This window comes from Pseudoalteromonas sp. SWXJ133 (assembly GCF_015864365.1).
Taxonomy (GTDB): Bacteria; Pseudomonadota; Gammaproteobacteria; order Enterobacterales; family Alteromonadaceae; genus Pseudoalteromonas; species Pseudoalteromonas arctica.
The window spans coordinates 83,500-98,738 of the sequence record NZ_JADYXJ010000012.1 but is presented as its reverse complement, the minus strand read 5'-3'; the positions used below and the strand labels follow the sequence as shown (position 1 = coordinate 98,738).

General features: G+C 38.8%; 16 protein-coding genes. 7 read left to right on the top strand and 9 right to left on the bottom strand.

Going from position 1 to position 15,239, the window contains the following annotated elements; genetic code table 11:
• Positions 1 to 104: 104 nt before the first annotated feature.
• Positions 105 to 995: a TIGR01777 family oxidoreductase gene (locus I6F40_RS11090; RefSeq protein WP_166377627.1), complete on the bottom strand. Its 891-nt coding sequence runs from the start codon at positions 993 to 995 to the stop codon at positions 105 to 107.
• A 170-nt stretch (positions 996 to 1,165) separates the two neighbouring features.
• On the opposite strand from I6F40_RS11090, the gene I6F40_RS11085 reads away from it, so the two are divergent.
• A complete protein-coding gene (locus I6F40_RS11085; RefSeq protein WP_166377626.1) occupies positions 1,166 to 2,203 on the top strand; it encodes an AI-2E family transporter in 1,038 nt (345 codons plus the stop codon).
• 69 nt (positions 2,204 to 2,272) lie between these two features.
• On the opposite strand, the gene I6F40_RS11080 is transcribed toward I6F40_RS11085, so the two are convergent.
• The 6 genes from I6F40_RS11080 to I6F40_RS11055 all read right to left on the bottom strand — a co-directional run bounded on the left by I6F40_RS11080 (position 2,273) and on the right by I6F40_RS11055 (position 6,767).
• Positions 2,273 to 3,352, bottom strand: coding sequence for a flavin monoamine oxidase family protein (locus I6F40_RS11080; RefSeq protein WP_166377625.1), 1,080 nt, complete (start codon positions 3,350 to 3,352; stop codon positions 2,273 to 2,275).
• A 286-nt stretch (positions 3,353 to 3,638) separates the two neighbouring features.
• Positions 3,639 to 4,049: a hypothetical protein gene (locus I6F40_RS11075; protein WP_166377624.1), complete on the bottom strand. Its 411-nt coding sequence runs from the start codon at positions 4,047 to 4,049 to the stop codon at positions 3,639 to 3,641.
• Positions 4,036 to 5,373 carry an ATP-binding protein gene (locus I6F40_RS11070; RefSeq protein WP_010552535.1) on the bottom strand — a complete coding sequence of 446 codons (1,338 nt, stop codon included), beginning with the start codon at positions 5,371 to 5,373 and terminating at the stop codon, positions 4,036 to 4,038. Before I6F40_RS11070 ends, I6F40_RS11075 begins: the two co-directional genes overlap by 14 nt.
• Complete coding sequence (locus I6F40_RS11065; protein WP_007375447.1) at positions 5,367 to 6,041, bottom strand: response regulator transcription factor; 675 nt, start codon at positions 6,039 to 6,041, stop codon at positions 5,367 to 5,369. Before I6F40_RS11065 ends, I6F40_RS11070 begins: the two co-directional genes overlap by 7 nt.
• Before the next feature lie 3 nt (positions 6,042 to 6,044).
• The gene (locus I6F40_RS11060) at positions 6,045 to 6,302 is read right to left on the bottom strand and encodes a PepSY domain-containing protein (protein WP_002959808.1); all 258 of its coding nucleotides are present in this window, start codon (positions 6,300 to 6,302) and stop codon (positions 6,045 to 6,047) included.
• Positions 6,303 to 6,464: 162 nt separating this feature from the next.
• Positions 6,465 to 6,767 (bottom strand): YciI family protein, encoded by a 303-nt coding sequence (locus tag I6F40_RS11055; protein WP_197192927.1) that lies wholly within the window; start codon positions 6,765 to 6,767, stop codon positions 6,465 to 6,467.
• Positions 6,768 to 6,956: 189 nt separating this feature from the next.
• On the opposite strand from I6F40_RS11055, the gene I6F40_RS11050 reads away from it, so the two are divergent.
• Together I6F40_RS11050 and I6F40_RS11045 are read left to right on the top strand one after the other, a co-directional pair.
• Positions 6,957 to 8,381 carry a sodium-dependent transporter gene (locus I6F40_RS11050; RefSeq protein ID WP_166377622.1) on the top strand — a complete coding sequence of 475 codons (1,425 nt, stop codon included), beginning with the start codon at positions 6,957 to 6,959 and terminating at the stop codon, positions 8,379 to 8,381.
• A 111-nt stretch (positions 8,382 to 8,492) separates the two neighbouring features.
• A complete protein-coding gene (locus I6F40_RS11045; RefSeq protein ID WP_166377621.1) occupies positions 8,493 to 8,945 on the top strand; it encodes a DUF1311 domain-containing protein in 453 nt (150 codons plus the stop codon).
• A gap of 54 nt (positions 8,946 to 8,999) precedes the next feature.
• Here the strand turns inward: I6F40_RS11045 and moeA are convergent, their stop codons facing one another.
• The gene (gene moeA, locus I6F40_RS11040; RefSeq protein ID WP_166377620.1) at positions 9,000 to 10,217 is read right to left on the bottom strand and encodes a molybdopterin molybdotransferase MoeA; all 1,218 of its coding nucleotides are present in this window, start codon (positions 10,215 to 10,217) and stop codon (positions 9,000 to 9,002) included.
• A 45-nt stretch (positions 10,218 to 10,262) separates the two neighbouring features.
• On the opposite strand from moeA, the gene modA reads away from it, so the two are divergent.
• From modA to I6F40_RS11025, 3 genes are read left to right on the top strand one after another with little or no spacing between them, the layout of a single operon-like run.
• Positions 10,263 to 11,015: a molybdate ABC transporter substrate-binding protein gene (modA, locus tag I6F40_RS11035; protein ID WP_197192926.1), complete on the top strand. Its 753-nt coding sequence runs from the start codon at positions 10,263 to 10,265 to the stop codon at positions 11,013 to 11,015.
• Complete coding sequence (gene modB, locus I6F40_RS11030; protein WP_002959821.1) at positions 11,002 to 11,679, top strand: molybdate ABC transporter permease subunit; 678 nt, start codon at positions 11,002 to 11,004, stop codon at positions 11,677 to 11,679. The genes modA and modB overlap by 14 nt, the downstream gene beginning before the upstream one ends.
• 1 nt (position 11,680) lies before the next feature.
• Positions 11,681 to 12,709 carry an ATP-binding cassette domain-containing protein gene (locus I6F40_RS11025; RefSeq protein WP_166377619.1) on the top strand — a complete coding sequence of 343 codons (1,029 nt, stop codon included), beginning with the start codon at positions 11,681 to 11,683 and terminating at the stop codon, positions 12,707 to 12,709.
• Here I6F40_RS11025 and moeB read toward each other — a convergent pair whose 3' ends face one another.
• Positions 12,710 to 13,468, bottom strand: coding sequence for a molybdopterin-synthase adenylyltransferase MoeB (moeB, locus tag I6F40_RS11020; protein WP_166377618.1), 759 nt, complete (start codon positions 13,466 to 13,468; stop codon positions 12,710 to 12,712).
• Between the two features lie 288 nt (positions 13,469 to 13,756).
• Between moeB and I6F40_RS11015 the strand changes: the two genes are divergently transcribed.
• The gene (locus I6F40_RS11015) at positions 13,757 to 15,226 is read left to right on the top strand and encodes a NarK family nitrate/nitrite MFS transporter (RefSeq protein ID WP_166377617.1); all 1,470 of its coding nucleotides are present in this window, start codon (positions 13,757 to 13,759) and stop codon (positions 15,224 to 15,226) included.
• Positions 15,227 to 15,239 lie beyond the last annotated feature (13 nt).

Below are 15,239 nucleotides of genomic sequence, written 5' to 3'. Positions count from 1 at the left end.
AACTAACTGTTGTAATTATTATGTATTAATAAGAAAAGGTCAATTCAGTTAAAAGGATTGCTTTTTCAATTTTTATATTTTACCTCAAGAATTATTAACGCCCGCTAAACCAAACTCTCTAAAGCTGATTTAATATCAGGATGATGAAAACGATAATTATGAACGAGCGCCTTTTTAGGGACTACAAATTGTCCCGTTGTTAGTAAGTCTGACATTTCACCCATTAATAGTTTAAGTGCTGCAGTGGGCATAGGAATAAATGCAGGTCGCGATAACGCCTCGCCTAAGCTTTTACCAAATTGAGCATTGCTTACAGGGTTTGGCGCAGTTGCGTTAACAGGGCCAGATATTTCTGGATGCTTAATAATAAAAAGTATTAGCTGAATCATATCGTCGATGTGTATCCACGACATTCCTTGCTCGCCATTACCAATTGGGCCGCCTAAACACAATTTAAAAGCGGGTAGCATTTTACTTAATGCTCCACCTTTTTTAGCTAAAACAATACCCGTGCGCAAAAGGCACACTCTGGTGTGTTCTGATTGCGCGAGTAGCGCTGCATTTTCCCAGTCTTTACAAAGCTGGTGGCTAAATTCGTCGTGTGGGTTTTCAAAAGTTTCATCAATAGGGTTACTATTTTGTCGACCATAAAACCCAACGGCGCTTCCAGATATAAAAGTATGTGGGGCAGTGCTACAAGCTTTAATAGCTTCACTAATTTGTTGTGTAACACCAATACGGCTGTCGCGTATTATTTGCTTTTGTTTGTCGCTCCAGCGTTTATTTACAATAGGCTCGCCAGCTAGATTAATAACAATATCAACAGTGTTAAAATCTACTGCATTAACATTGCTTACGGCTTTAACTTTATGGCCCAATAATACGTTTGCTTTAGTCGGATTTCGGCTAAGCACAGTAACAGTATTATGATGAAGTAAAAAAGGGCATAAGTGCTTACCAATTAATCCCGTCGCGCCAGTAACAAATATATGCATTATTAATCCTTACAATAAAATAGTAGCAAGTGATTAAAAAACATACTCGCTAGCAAACAGCTTTGCAAATTTATACGTAAAACAGGCTTTTATGATCACTTCGTAATTATTTCATTTAATTACCTTTTGCCTTACACTAAAGCCATATCATTAATAAGAGGATTAATAAATTGGCAAGTTTAACTGGAGTAAATAAAAGCTTAATAGTTTTTGCTTCCTTAGTGGTCGTACTCGCGGGGATAAAAGCGGCAAGTGTAATTATTATTCCGTTTATTTTGGCGGCGTTTATTGCCATTATTTGTAATCCGCTTATCAAGTTTTTTGCGCGCTACCGAATTCCTAAAGGCATTGCTGTTATGTTGGTAGTGCTTATTATAGTTGGCTTAGGTGTAAGCCTTGGCGGGCTTGTAGGGCAATCAATAAACGATTTTTCGCAGCAACTTCCTGAGTATAAAACACAACTCAAAGAAGAATTTGTATGGCTTGTAGATTTAGCATCTCAATACAACATACTGATTAATAAAGAACAGTTAATCAATATGTTCGACCCAGGTAAAATGGTTGATGTAGCCACTAATATGCTCACCGGTTTAGGTGGCGTAATGGCAAACATGTTTTTAATTATTTTAACCGTTGTTTTTATGTTGTTTGAAGGGCCAATGCTGAGCAAAAAAATACACATGGCACTTGAAGATCCCGATAGCAAAATGAAGCAAATTGACCGCTTTTTAGAGTCTATTAATTCATATCTGGCAATTAAAACACTAGTAAGTTTAGGTACGGGTATTATTGCTGCGTTTTACTTATGGATTTTAGACGTTGACTACTTTGTGCTGTGGGGGGTATTGGCATTTATGTTCAATTACATTCCTAATATTGGGTCAATTATTGCGGCTGTACCGGCTGTATTACTTGCGCTTATTACTCAAGGTCCGTTAATTTCGGGATTGGTTGCTGCAGGTTATTTAACAATAAATACGGTAATGGGCAATATTGTAGAGCCTAAGTTTTTGGGCAAAGGGCTGGGCCTTTCAACATTAGTGGTATTTTTATCATTAATATTTTGGGGTTGGTTATTAGGTACTGTGGGTATGCTTTTATCTGTGCCATTAACGATGATTGTAAAAATAGGCTTAGAAGCCAGTGCTGAAGGTAAGTGGGTTGCCACTCTACTAGGCAGTGGCGAAGACGTTGCTAAAAATAACTAACATCTATAACTATCAAGGGCTGTAAAATTAAAGCCCTTGATGGTTAAGTTATCAGTAAATACAGGGCTATTAATTAACAAACAATTTAATAGCGTCATCCACCGCGTTTATTGCGCCTTCTAAATATCCTGCTTCTTGTTTTGCAAACTCACTCGCTACAAAACGAATGTTCAAGTTATTTAATTGCTCATCTAAGCCTGAAAAATCAAATTCTGGGTGCTGCGAAGGCTGAGTTTGATCGTCTCTATTAGCTACAAACTTATCGTCTGCCCAGTCTTTAATAAAATACCCCGTTGCCTTTTCAGCATCTTTACCATAAAAATAGCTAAGCTGTTGGGCACAGGCTTGAATTAATTGCTCTTTAGTTACTTGGTTTCTTGATAAGTAGGGCACACCTATAAAGCCAAATAATGCGGCGTAATTGCCATCTTCAGCACTGGCATCGTGAATTTCGACCATTGGGCCTACGCGACTAAAGCATTGTCCTGATAAGTTTTTATCACGCCAAAATGCATGTTCAAAAGTAGCTATAAATTTGGCTTGTCCTGCCATCCATGTAGGTACACTACTAAGACGGTTTATGAGCGTTGGAGTAGCCCATAGTTCAGGTGTTAAGTGTGTTGTAACCATACGAGCAGGAATAGCTGAAATTAGTTTTTCAGTAGTAAATTGCTTTATATTACCTAAGTGATTAACCGTAATTTGCCAGTTATTATCACCTTTTTTAAGCTCAGTGACATTGTGTTCTAATAACACTGAATCAGGATTAAGTTGCCCGTATAAGGCAGTTATTAAGGTATTCATGCCGTGCTTAAGCCTAAATAACTGCATATCTCCAGCACCTGCAATTTGTTGAGGCTGCTTGGCGTTAGGTGCTTGATATAACACATCACCTTTGTTGTATTGCTCAAATATACTTAAGTGGAGTGACTTTACTAAAGCTTGGATTTTTGGTTGGTGAGGAAATATCCACGTAGGACCCAAATCAAAACTAACATCGTTATTTATTGGTGATTGCGCAGCAAAAATTCGGCCGCCTAATTGCGATTTAGCTTCCAGTAATAAGTACTCAATATTAAGCAGTTGTAATTTATACGCACTGTATAAGCCGGCGAGTCCGCCACCTATAATTATTACTGGTTTAGTCATTTATTTACCTATTAGCTATTTAGCAATCTACTAGTAGGTAGTTTGTTTTGATATGAATAAATTGTCAAGTAGACTAAAGGGAACTAGTAGTGAAACGTAATACCAATCTGCTTATATACGAGGTCTATTTAACGTTAAGAAAATTACGCTAGAACTAGGCAAAAATTTTTGTATCTAGTTGTTCTAAATAAAAAATTTTTAACGACGTTATAGTGCAATTTAATTCGTTAAATTGATCAAAGATTTATGCAGGTTGGTATAACTAGTTTAGTGTGCTTAAGTTACGTTAAAATGGGTGTTTTAGTGATTCTGTAAATTGATTTATAAGCTCAATTTCACAGAGTTTATAGCTAATGGCTGCTGTTGTCATATTAGGGAGTTTTATTAAGTAGCGCCATTGACAGGCGCTCTCTAGGTACTTTTCGTTATCACTAATGCTGCGCATAAATAACGGTAGTACTTGTGTATTGCCTGTACTTTCTTGTAATTTAGTTAGCTCAAATTTACGCTTTTGTATCCAACTACCTTGCACTTGTTTTGTTTTATCAATTTGGGTGTCTAGGCATTGAATATAACGTTTAGCTTCATCGGTTGTTGCTTTAGCGGCTAAAGTACATGCCTCATCTGCAAAGCTGTACTGGCTTGTAGTTAATAGCACAATGGCAGTTAGTTTTAATAAATAGTTACTTTTTGTCATTGTAATTAAACTCTAAGATAAATTGAGCGCCGGCTAAGTTATCAGCATCGGTAATGGTAAGCGTCCCGTTATACGACTTAACTAAATCAGATACAATCGCCATGCCTACGCCGTGTCCGCTTTCGTATGTATCGAGGCGAGTACCACGTGTAAGTAAAGATTCACGTTTATCCTCTGGCACACCAGGGCCATCATCGCTAATTCCAATACACAGAGTTTTACTTTGGATTACTTGTATTTCTACTTGCGAGCGACACGCTTTACAGGCGTTATCAATCAAGTTACCGAGTAATTCCATTAAATCTGTTTGGTCACCTAAAAAGTAATCTTTTTCGGTTACGGTGCAGGTAAAAATAATATCTTTATCACGGTATACTTTTGCCATAGCACTGAGTATTGAATCGAGTACTGGCTTAATAGGTGTTTGCTTTTTCCACGTGTCTGATGCACCGGTTGCAGCACGCTTTAATTGGTGCTCGATCATCACATTAATTCGGTCGAGTTGTTCTTGTGCATCGGCATCGTTTGCCAATGGACTTGATTTAAGTACTGCAAGCGGTGTTTTAAGAGCATGAGCAAGGTCGCTTAATGAGGCTCTGTAGCGCTCTTTTTGGCGCTGTTGCGACTCAAGTAGCAAGTTTAGGTCTGCTTTTATTGTTTGCAGCTCTACAGGGTAGAGGCCTTTAATTTCTTGAATATCACCCGATTCAATCGCTTTTATTTCTTTATCGAGTCGTTGGAGTGGGCGAGCGCTCCAAATGAAACCAATCGCCATTAGGCCTGCAATTGCAATCCCCATGATAAACATCCAATCTACAAGGGTTTGCTTAAAGCCATCCATTATACGAAGTAGAGCGTCGTTACGTTTGACTAATATAAAGCGAGCTTGTTCTGATTGATCTATGTTGTTTAAAATTACAGTCAGGCTAAGTTGCCAGTACGCGGTATTATTATACTCCACACGCCTGAAGTCGGCGGCACCGGCTTTGGTTTCTATTTGTTGAGGTACATAGTTTAAATTTACAGCCGATTCTGAGTTCCAAACAGGGTCATCATCGCGGTAAATCATTGCGTAGGTGTCTGAATTTAATCTGTTTAACTCAGGCGCTAAAATAGTGCTGGGCATAATAATACCATGCTCAGTAAAGTCGACTTCAGATATTAGCGAGTAGAGCTGTGCCTCGAGGGTTTTTTCTGTCGCATCAACAAGTGAAGCGTAATACGCTTTGCCAATTGAATAAAATAAGATAGGGAGTGCGACTAATAAAACAAAGACAAGGATAAATCCTTGCCTTATTTTTAACGATATTTGCGGTATTACCACTGGCTTTTAAGCCTGTAACCACGCCCACGTAGTGTTTCTACTGGGTTTAGTACGCCTTCAGGGTCAAGCTTTTTACGCAAACGTAGTACAAATACTTCAATTACGTTTGAATCAAGGTCGAAATCTTGGTCGTAAATATGCTCAGTAAGTTCTGATTTAGAAATTACTTTTTGCGGATTTACCATTAAGTATTCAAGTACTTTATATTCGTAAGCTGTAAGGCTAAGTTCTTTATCATCAACCCATACTTGTTGTGAACGTGTATGAATTTTAATTGGACCCGCAGTCATTTCTGGATTTGCTTTACCAGCACTGCGACGAATTAATGCATTACAACGTGCAATAAGTTCTTCAACATGAAATGGTTTAGTAAGGTAGTCATCTGCACCTGCATCCAAACCTTCTACTTTATCCTGCCAGCGATCGCGCGCTGTTAAGATTAAAATAGGGATAGTAATGCCTTGTGCTCGTGCTTTATTGATTAGCTCAATACCGTCTATTTTAGGTAAACCTAAATCAACTACGGCCATATCAAGCGGGTATTCTGTAATGTGGAAAAGACCTGCTTCACCATCGTGACATAAATCCACGCTGTAACGTTCTTTTTCTAAAGCATTACGTAGGTTATCTGCTAAATGTAAATCGTCTTCAATAACTAAAATTCGCATTTGTTAATCCTTTTTCACTTCGCCGGTTTTTTTATTTATATGTAAATCAACGACGTGGCCGTCAGATTTGAGTATTCGTACGGTATAAAAATCTGTTTTTTCGGTAATTTTTAAGGTCTTACCGCCTATTGTTTTCTTTGCAAGTATTACGGCTTTCTTTTTGTCCACCTCAGCATGAGATGCTTGGGTGGCCGTCGCTGCTTGAGCAAAGTTAGCTAAGCTAACACAAGCAATAAAACCGAGGCTTAATAATACGCGCATAATGGAAAACTCCTAGACCAGACCCACTTAGTTTAATTAACTAAGTTACTAAAATTCAAGTAAAAACGCTAAATTCGCTTTTATCACAGTAATTTTAATTAAAATCTTGTGAACAAACCCTGAATTACAGTGCAACACACGCTCTTAGGGTTTAATACACTTTTAAGCAGGGAACACTTTTTTGAAAGGTTTAACAATTGTATTTTCATAGATGCGAGCGGCAACGTAAGGGTCAGCTGCTGCCCACTCTCGAGCTGCTTCTATTGACTCAAACTCAGCAACAACTAATGAACCGGTAAAACCTGCTTCTTGAGGATCTTCACTATCGACTGCCGGAAACGGACCCGCAGTTAATAAACGGTTTTGTGAATCAAGCTCACTAAGGCGTGCTAAATGTGCCGGGCGTGCTGCTTTTCTAAGCTCTAAGCTGTTTTCAACGTCTGTTGAGTGAATCATGTACAACATAAGGAATCTCATAAAAATTGTTAAATTTGATTAACGCAATACTACCACAGCGTTGAAAATTGGTGAATTAAAAGCGTATTTACACAGGTTTACACTTCGATTTTATTTTTAAGCTGTAATTGCTTGAAAATCTCTGTGTAACACTGGTAGAGTCGCTGAAATATACAAAATAATAAAAAGGTTTTATGCATGAGCGAAAATAGAGAACGATTTAGTTCCCGTCTCGGATTCATAATGGCAGCGGCAGGTTCGGCTGTTGGTATTGGTAATTTAGTTGGTTTTCCGGTTTCTGCTACCAAAAATGGTGGTGGCGCATTCTTATTAATTTACGCTTTATTTGTCGTGTTCATTTGTTTACCAGTCATGATGGCTGAAATGGCAATGGGTCGTAACGCTCAAAAAGATCCACTTGGTTCGTACAAGCTATTATCTAATAACGATAAAAAATGGAAGCTAGCAGGTTTTTTAGCGGTGCTTACACCATTTATGATTGCTGTGTTTTATATGGTAATTACGGTTTGGATTTTTGGTTACTTAACGCAAACAGGTCTCGGTAATTTAGATTTACTTGCAGATCCTGGCCACTTTGGTGTTTTTATTAATAGTTACACTGTGTTTGGCTATATGGCTGTTGTGGTTATTATTGTTAACTTAATTTTATTAGGGGGTGTTAAACAAGGCATAGAAAAAGCCGCTAAATTTTTAATGCCTGCCTTACTTTTCATGCTACTTGCCTTAGTTACTTATGTATTAACGCTTGATAACGCAATGGCCGGTGTTAAATACTACATTATTCCTGATTTTTCTAAGATGAGTGCAAGTGTACTTAATGGCGCATTAAGCCAAGCGTTTTTCTCGCTATCGCTGGGTATGGGTATATTAATGACTTACGCGTCATACATTTCTAAAAAAGATGACATTGTAAGTAGCGCTAAAATGGTCGCTATTACGGACTCACTCGTTGCGTTTGTAGCGGGCCTAATGGTGTTGCCCGCTATATTTAGCTTTGATCCAAACACAGACCCATCAGCACTTTCTGACTCGTCTGTATCAATGATTTTTGTATACCTACCTAAAATATTATTAGCACTGCAAAATGATATTGGTTATGTCGGTGCGTCTATTGTTGCGTTCTCATTCTTCTTATTAGTATTTTTTGCAGCGATTACTTCACTTGTTTCAATAGTAGAAGTACCGACAGCAACACTAAGTGACCGTAGAGGTATTAGCCGTAAAAAAGCATTGGGCATCCTTACACTTTCAACCGGTGTACTTACTATTTTATGTACAATGTCGTTTGGTATGATTGACAGCCTTACTTCGTTCACCAGTTATGGCGGCGTTAATAAGAGCTTTTTTGATATTATTGTTGATGTATTTTACGACACAATTTTACCGCTTAATGGCTTAATGGTGTGTTTGTTTGTAATGTACCGCTGGAAAAAAGCACGCTTAACGCAAGAGCTAAGCTTAGGTTCGCCTAATTATGCGGGAAGCTTGATGGAAAAGTACGTTAACTTTTCACTTTCAACGTTTATTCCTGTCATTCTAGCTGTGATATTTATAAATACAGTGGCGACTAAGTTTTTTGATTTAAAAATATTTGGTTTTTAAATAGACCTCTTTAAAAGCTTATTGAATAATATAATGCCGCTCAGTTAAGCTTAGCGGCATTTTTTATGAGCGTTTTTTTCAGGTATCTGGTAACTATTAAAAGGATTTAAAATGAATAAAATTATTATTGGGTTTGCTTTTGCTATTTCATCATTTGGCGCATTTGCACAAAGCGCTGATGGTTGGCCTGAAGGCGGTGCAATGCACACCGGCAATACTTATAATTTAGAGGGTAATAGATACAAAACTAAAATCAGTAAAATGATGGATGAAATTTACGCGCAACTAACTGATGATTACCAATTTGATGCAGTTAAAGCGCAAATATCAGCATGGGAGCAGTATATAGATGCTACATGTAACGTTGTTGGCATAGCAACGGGTGCCGGCGGCTCTTGGCCCTCAACGTATAGTGTTAAATGCGAAAGAAGCCTAAGTTATGATAGATACTTTGCGACTAAAAATGCGCTAAAGTGTGTTAATAGATTGAGCAAAGAAGAGTTTGTAGGGCGTAGCGAAAAGTTAAATTGTTTAATTCAAACATTAAATATAAAAATATTTTAAGGTTTGCAGCAGCGCTACAGCTAAATTATACAGTTAGCTGTAGCATTTTAGGCTTTATAGCAACTCAATACTTACTGTTGCGCCTTTTTCGATATTGCCGCTTTGTGCTGGCACCACAATTAAGCAGTTAGCTTTACTAAGCGACGAAAGTACACCCGAGCCCTGTTTATTAAACGGGGCAACCACCAAGTCACCTTGCTCGTTAGTTGTTGCAGTACCTCGCTGAAAGTCGGCTCTGCCAGGGCGCTTTTTAATAACGGATGTAGTAACCGCGTTAAAACGCATTTTAGGGTTTACTTCACCAAGACCCGACAGCTTTTGCAGTGCAGGCTCTACTAACTGATTAAACGTAACAGCAGCCGACACAGGGTTACCTGGCAAGCCAAAAAAGTAACTGTTACTTAGTTTACCAAAGGCAAAAGGTTTGCCTGGTTTCATGGCTATTTTCCAAAAGTGAATTTCGCCAATTTCGTTGAGCACTTCTTTAGTAAAGTCGGCTTCACCAACCGATACGCCGCCTGAGCTTATTACGGCATCGGCAAGTTCATTCGCTTTTAAAAATGCATTAGTGATGAGTTCTTTGTCATCAGGGATAATCCCTAAATCAATCACGTCGATATTTTTTTGTTGCAGCGCACTAATAATAACAGCGCGGTTACTTTCAAAAATAGCGCCTTGCTTAAGCGGCTGACCAGGTTCTATTAGCTCATCGCCTGTAGAAAGCACGGCTATTTTTAAGGTTCTTACCACGTCTATATTGGCAATTCCCAAAGATGCAAGTAACCCCACATCAACGGCTTTTAATTTATCGCCTGCTTTTAAAATAACATCGTCGATTGCTATATCTTCGCCAGCAAAACGTACGTTTTCATTTAGCTCTGGTTGCGCGGTAAACGTAATTTTATCGCCATCTACCGAGGCGTTTTCTTGCATTACAACGCCGTTAGCGCCGGGTGCAATGGCGGCGCCGGTCATTATTCTTACGCATTGCCCTAGGGTAAGCGTTCCTTCAAAAACTTGACCCGCAAACACGCTACCTACTTGTGTATAGGTTAAGCTTTTATCTGAAATACATAGCGCATAGCCATCCATTGCGGAGTTATCATGCGCTGGTACGTTTATAGTTGATTTAACATCGCTTGCTAAAACGCGATCAACGCTTTGCATTATAGTGATGGTTTCAACGTCTTTAACTGGCGTTATTGAGCCAAGTATATTTTGTATTGCAGTTTCAATTGGCAATAAACCGGGTGCATTGCAAACATCGTTCATATATATTGCTTACTTAAATCATTTTATTTTGAAACAATACTTATAATGTCAAAGCTTTACAATACATGGTTGGGTTATTTTTTGCTTATCGCATGCATGCTTTCGTGCGGCGTAAACGCAAAAGAAACGCTGCAAGTAGCCGTAGCGAGTAATTTTAAAACTGTATTGCAAACCCTACTAAAAAAATCCCCATTACCTAATGTTGACGTGAAAATATCAGCCGCTTCTAGCGGTGTTTTATATTCGCAAATAGTGCATGGCGCACCATTTGATGTGTTTTTATCGGCCGACGATTTTCGACCGCAATCACTTATTAAAGAAGGCTATGCCGAGCAAAGTAGTTTAATCACTTACGCGTTAGGCGAACTTGCTTTGTGGCAACCCAAAGCTGAAAAAGTAAATGATAAAGTAGCCATTGCTAATCCGCGTTTTTCACCATACGGGCGTGCCTCAGAGCACTACGCGAATAACCATTTTAAAAAGCCAGTAAATTATGTGTACGGTAATAATATTACGCATGCATTTCAGTTTGTTGAAAGTGGTAATGTAGGAATAGGGCTGGTGGCTGTTTCATCACTAAAGGCAGCTTATAGTAACACGCAAGATCAAAAATATTTAGATTACACCGTGCTGCCTACAAATCAATATCCCGATATAATTCAACAAGGCGTTATTATTAGCTCGACTAAAAAGCGTGCTAGCGCTAAGCAACTCATGCAATTTTTAATGACAGAAGCTACGCAGCAGCAGTTAATTGAATTAGGTTACAGAATAAAGGACAACAATGCTTCAAAGTGATTTAACCGCGCTGTGGTTAACTATAAAACTTGCCTTTATAACCGCAGTGCTCCTTCTTGTTTTTTGTATTCCACTGGCTTACAAGCTCGCTGGCTATAACGGTAAATTTAAACCATTTTTAGAGGCATTAATTGCAATGCCTTTAGTGCTGCCGCCTACGTTATTAGGGTTTTACTTACTTGTTTTGTTTTCGCCTGATCACGCTTTTGGGCAGTTTTGGTTTTGGCTAACGGGTACTCAGCTTGCGTTTAGTTTTCAGGGCGTGGTTATTGGCTCGCTTTTTTATTCGCTGCCTTTTGTAATGCAGCCTCTTGTGGCTGGGTTTAAGCATATTAATCAAACCTATAACGAAGCAGCCATTGCGCTTGGGTTAAGCCCGTTTAAACGCTTTGTGCATTTAATTATTCCGCTTTTAAAACCCAGTATTGGTAGCGCATTTGCTTTAGGCTTTGCGCATACATTGGGTGAGTTTGGTTTGGTATTAATGATTGGCGGTAATATTCAGGGGCAAACACAGGTGGTGTCTATTGCGCTTTATGACCATGTTGAATCGTTAAATTATACGGCGGCGCATCAGCTTTCACTTATTTTACTGGCTATTTCGTTTGCCTGTTTAGTGCTGTTATTTAAGTTTAATAAAAGCATTGTAGGGGTTAAGCAATAACATGATTAAGTTAAGCCTTTTTAAAGCACTCAATAACTTTGATTTAGATATAAACCTTGAGCTTGAGTCGTTTAATGTATTGGGTGTTTACGGGCCTTCTGGCTCGGGTAAGTCAACATTACTGCGTTGTATTAGCGGTTTAGAGCCGGCAAAAAATGTTTATGTAAACAATCAGCCAGTGCATGAGTTACCAAGCGATAAACGCGGTATTACGCTTCAGTTGCAATCGTGCCCGTTGTTTCCTCATTTAGATGTGGCAGGTAATTTAGCGTTTACACAAAAACACTGCGGGAATAAACAAACTAGCTTAACGCTAGAATACGTTGTTAAAGCGCTTGAATTACAAGACTTACTAAACCGTGACGTACAAAGCTTATCGGGTGGCGAACGCCAACGTGTAGTATTTGCGCGTACGCTGTTAGCAGGTCAAAAATTTATAATGCTTGATGAGCCTTTTAGTGCGCTTGATTGGTCATTGCGTTTTAAAACGCTCACTAAACTTAGCGAGTTTGCAGTTAAGTTTAATATTAAATTTATAATAGTAAGTCACTCATTAAAAGAGCTGCTATTTTGCTGCGATACCCTTATTCAGCTTGATAAAGGTAAGGTGATAAACCAGGGTGCAAGTGCACACGTTGCAAAGGCTATTTATGCAAACGATAGGCAAACACCGCTGAGCTTAATTAATTACGATGTGGTTAAATTTGATGAAGACTACGGGCTATATCAACTACAATTACAGCAAAGTGAGCAGCCGCTTTTTGTGCTTCCTGCACTTGTAGACAGCAGTAATAAGCTAATTATAGAAAGTGAGCAAATGTCGTTTAGTGCTTTAAAGCCTGAGCAAACAACGCACAGTAATGTTTTAAGGTCGGTATTAATTCAGGCTGAGCTTATTAATAATAAGTGGCAGCTAACGCTTAATGTAGATGGGCAAACATTGTATTGTTTGGCATCAAGACGAGTGTGGGACAAAAACGACTTTAAAGTGGGCGATGTGCTTTATACAACAATCAGTAATCTAGAATAACTAAATGCTGCACACCGCACATTGACTGTTTTTAGCTATTTTAAAACGATTAAACTCCATGCTTAAACCATCCACCAGCAATAAGTGCTCGCTTAAACCACTTGGCAAACCAGCAAGCATTTTTAGCGCTTCAGTAGCCTGAATGCTGCCTATTAGCCCCACAATAGGGGAAAGTACACCGGATTCAGAGCAGCTTTGTGTTTGTTCACTAAAAAATTGTGATAAACAGCCATAACAATGGCTGTTTTCATCCATAGTAAAACACGCGACTTGTCCTTCCATACGTATTGCAGAGCCTGACACTAGCGGAACTTTAGCTTTAAAACAGGCGCTATTAAGTGCATTGCGCGTTGCTAGGTTATCTGAGCAATCAATCACTATATCAATGTTATTAAATAATTGTTCTGTAGAGGTACTTGTATCAAAAAATGCCTCAATGGTGTTTATGTCTATTTCACTATTAAGCGCGTTAAGCTGCTTTTTAGCAGCACTGCATTTTGAACTACCAATATCACTTTCTTTATACAGTATTTGCCTTTGCAGGTTGGTCACGTCTATTTCATCGTTATCAACTAAGGTAAGCGTCCCAACGCCAGATGCCGCTAAGTATTGACCTACCGCACACCCAAGCCCACCCACACCAATAATTAAAGCATGCGATTGCCATAGCTGCTCTTGTCCGTCTATATCAAGCTGCGGCAGCATAATGTGCCGAGAATAGCGCAGTTGCTGCTGGTAAGTTAATGGTGTTTTTTGCATTTTCAAACTTCTCAACCTTTTTTTGAACAATACCAAGTTGTTAAATCCAAGAGCAAGTAGTAACGCTTTTTATTTGCACTCTAACAACCCAGAGCCCTTCACTCATATAGTGCAACTATAACGTATAAAAACAGCTGTGGCATGTAACCATATGAAATTTATGGTTTTTAATTAGTGGCTCAGTAATTGCTATATCGGGTTAACTTAAATTTAACAAACATTGGGCTGCTACTCATATAAAAGAGTGGAGCATTAGTAAAACAATAATACGTTTACGAGGAAATAAACATGCAACCGAGTTCAGGGTTTAACCTAATATCGTTTAGCGGAAAAATGAAAGTATTGCATCTAAGTTGGATGGTCTTTTTTGTGTCATTTTTTGTATGGTTTAACCATGCTCCTTTATTAGGTGCCATAGCGGGTTCACTTGGGATCACCATGGCACAAGTTAAAACATTACTAATTTTAAATGTAGCGTTAACTATTCCAGCGCGTGTTGTGGTGGGTATGCTAACCGATAAATTTGGTCCCCGTATTGTTTATGCGGCACTCCTTATTAGCTGTAGTATTCCATGTTTTATGTTTGCTATGGCAACTACATTTGAGCAAGCCGCAATAGCGCGTTTTGCTTTAGGCTTTATTGGTGCTGGCTTTGTTGTGGGCATTCGTATGGTGAGTGAATGGTTTCCTGCTAATGAGTTGGGTATAGCGGAAGGTATTTATGGCGGTTGGGGTAATTTTGGATCAGCAGCAGCGGCTATGTTATTACCAATTATTGCACTTATGTTTGGTGGCGAAGATGGCTGGCGTTATGCAGTAGGTTTAACCGGTGTATTAAGCGTTATATTTGGTGTTATTTGGTATTTAAATGTAACCGATACGCCAAAAGGTGGTACATACTTTAAACCTAAAAAAGTAGGCGCAATGGAAGTAACCAGTAAAGGCGACTTTGTATTACTGCTTATTATGAAAATTCCTATGTACGGCGCATTAGCATTACTTACTTGGAAGCTTTCGCCAACCGGTGCTAACTTAATTTCGGCTAATTTTGTACTTGCTGTGTATGCTTTTTTAGTCCTACTTTATATTTACGAAGTGTATAAAACCTTTGACGTAAATGGTCATATTTTTAAAGAGCCTGTACCTGAGTCGCATCGTTATGAGTTTAAGCAAGTGGCTGTTTTAAATATTTTATATTTTACAACTTTTGGTTCTGAGCTTGCGGTTGTCTCTATGTTGCCGCTGTTTTTTATGGATGTGTTTGCGCTTGATATGGTGTATGCCGGTATTTTAGCCTCTGCTTACGCATTCATGAACTTAGCATCTCGCCCTGGTGGCGGTTGGATTTCAGATAAATTAGGTCGTCGTATAACACTTATTGTACTTACGATGGGTCTTGCTGTTGGTTATTTTGTAATGGGCTTGGTTGATGCATCGTGGCCTTTATGGCTTGCTGTAGTAGCTGCTATGGTATGTTCGTTCTTTGTGCAAGCAGGTGAAGGCGCTGTATTTGCCGCAGTACCGCTAATTAAGCGTCGTTTAACAGGGCAAATTGCAGGTATGACAGGCGCATACGGTAATGTTGGTGCAGTAGTTTACTTAACGGCATTGTCACTTGTTGATTATCAAACCTTCTTTTTCATTATTGCGGGTAGTGCATTACTTGGCTTGGGCGCACTGTTTTTTATGAAAGAACCAGATGGACACATTACCGAAGTAAATGAAGACGGCACCGTTGAACTTATTTCAGTGACTTAAGGCATTATTGACC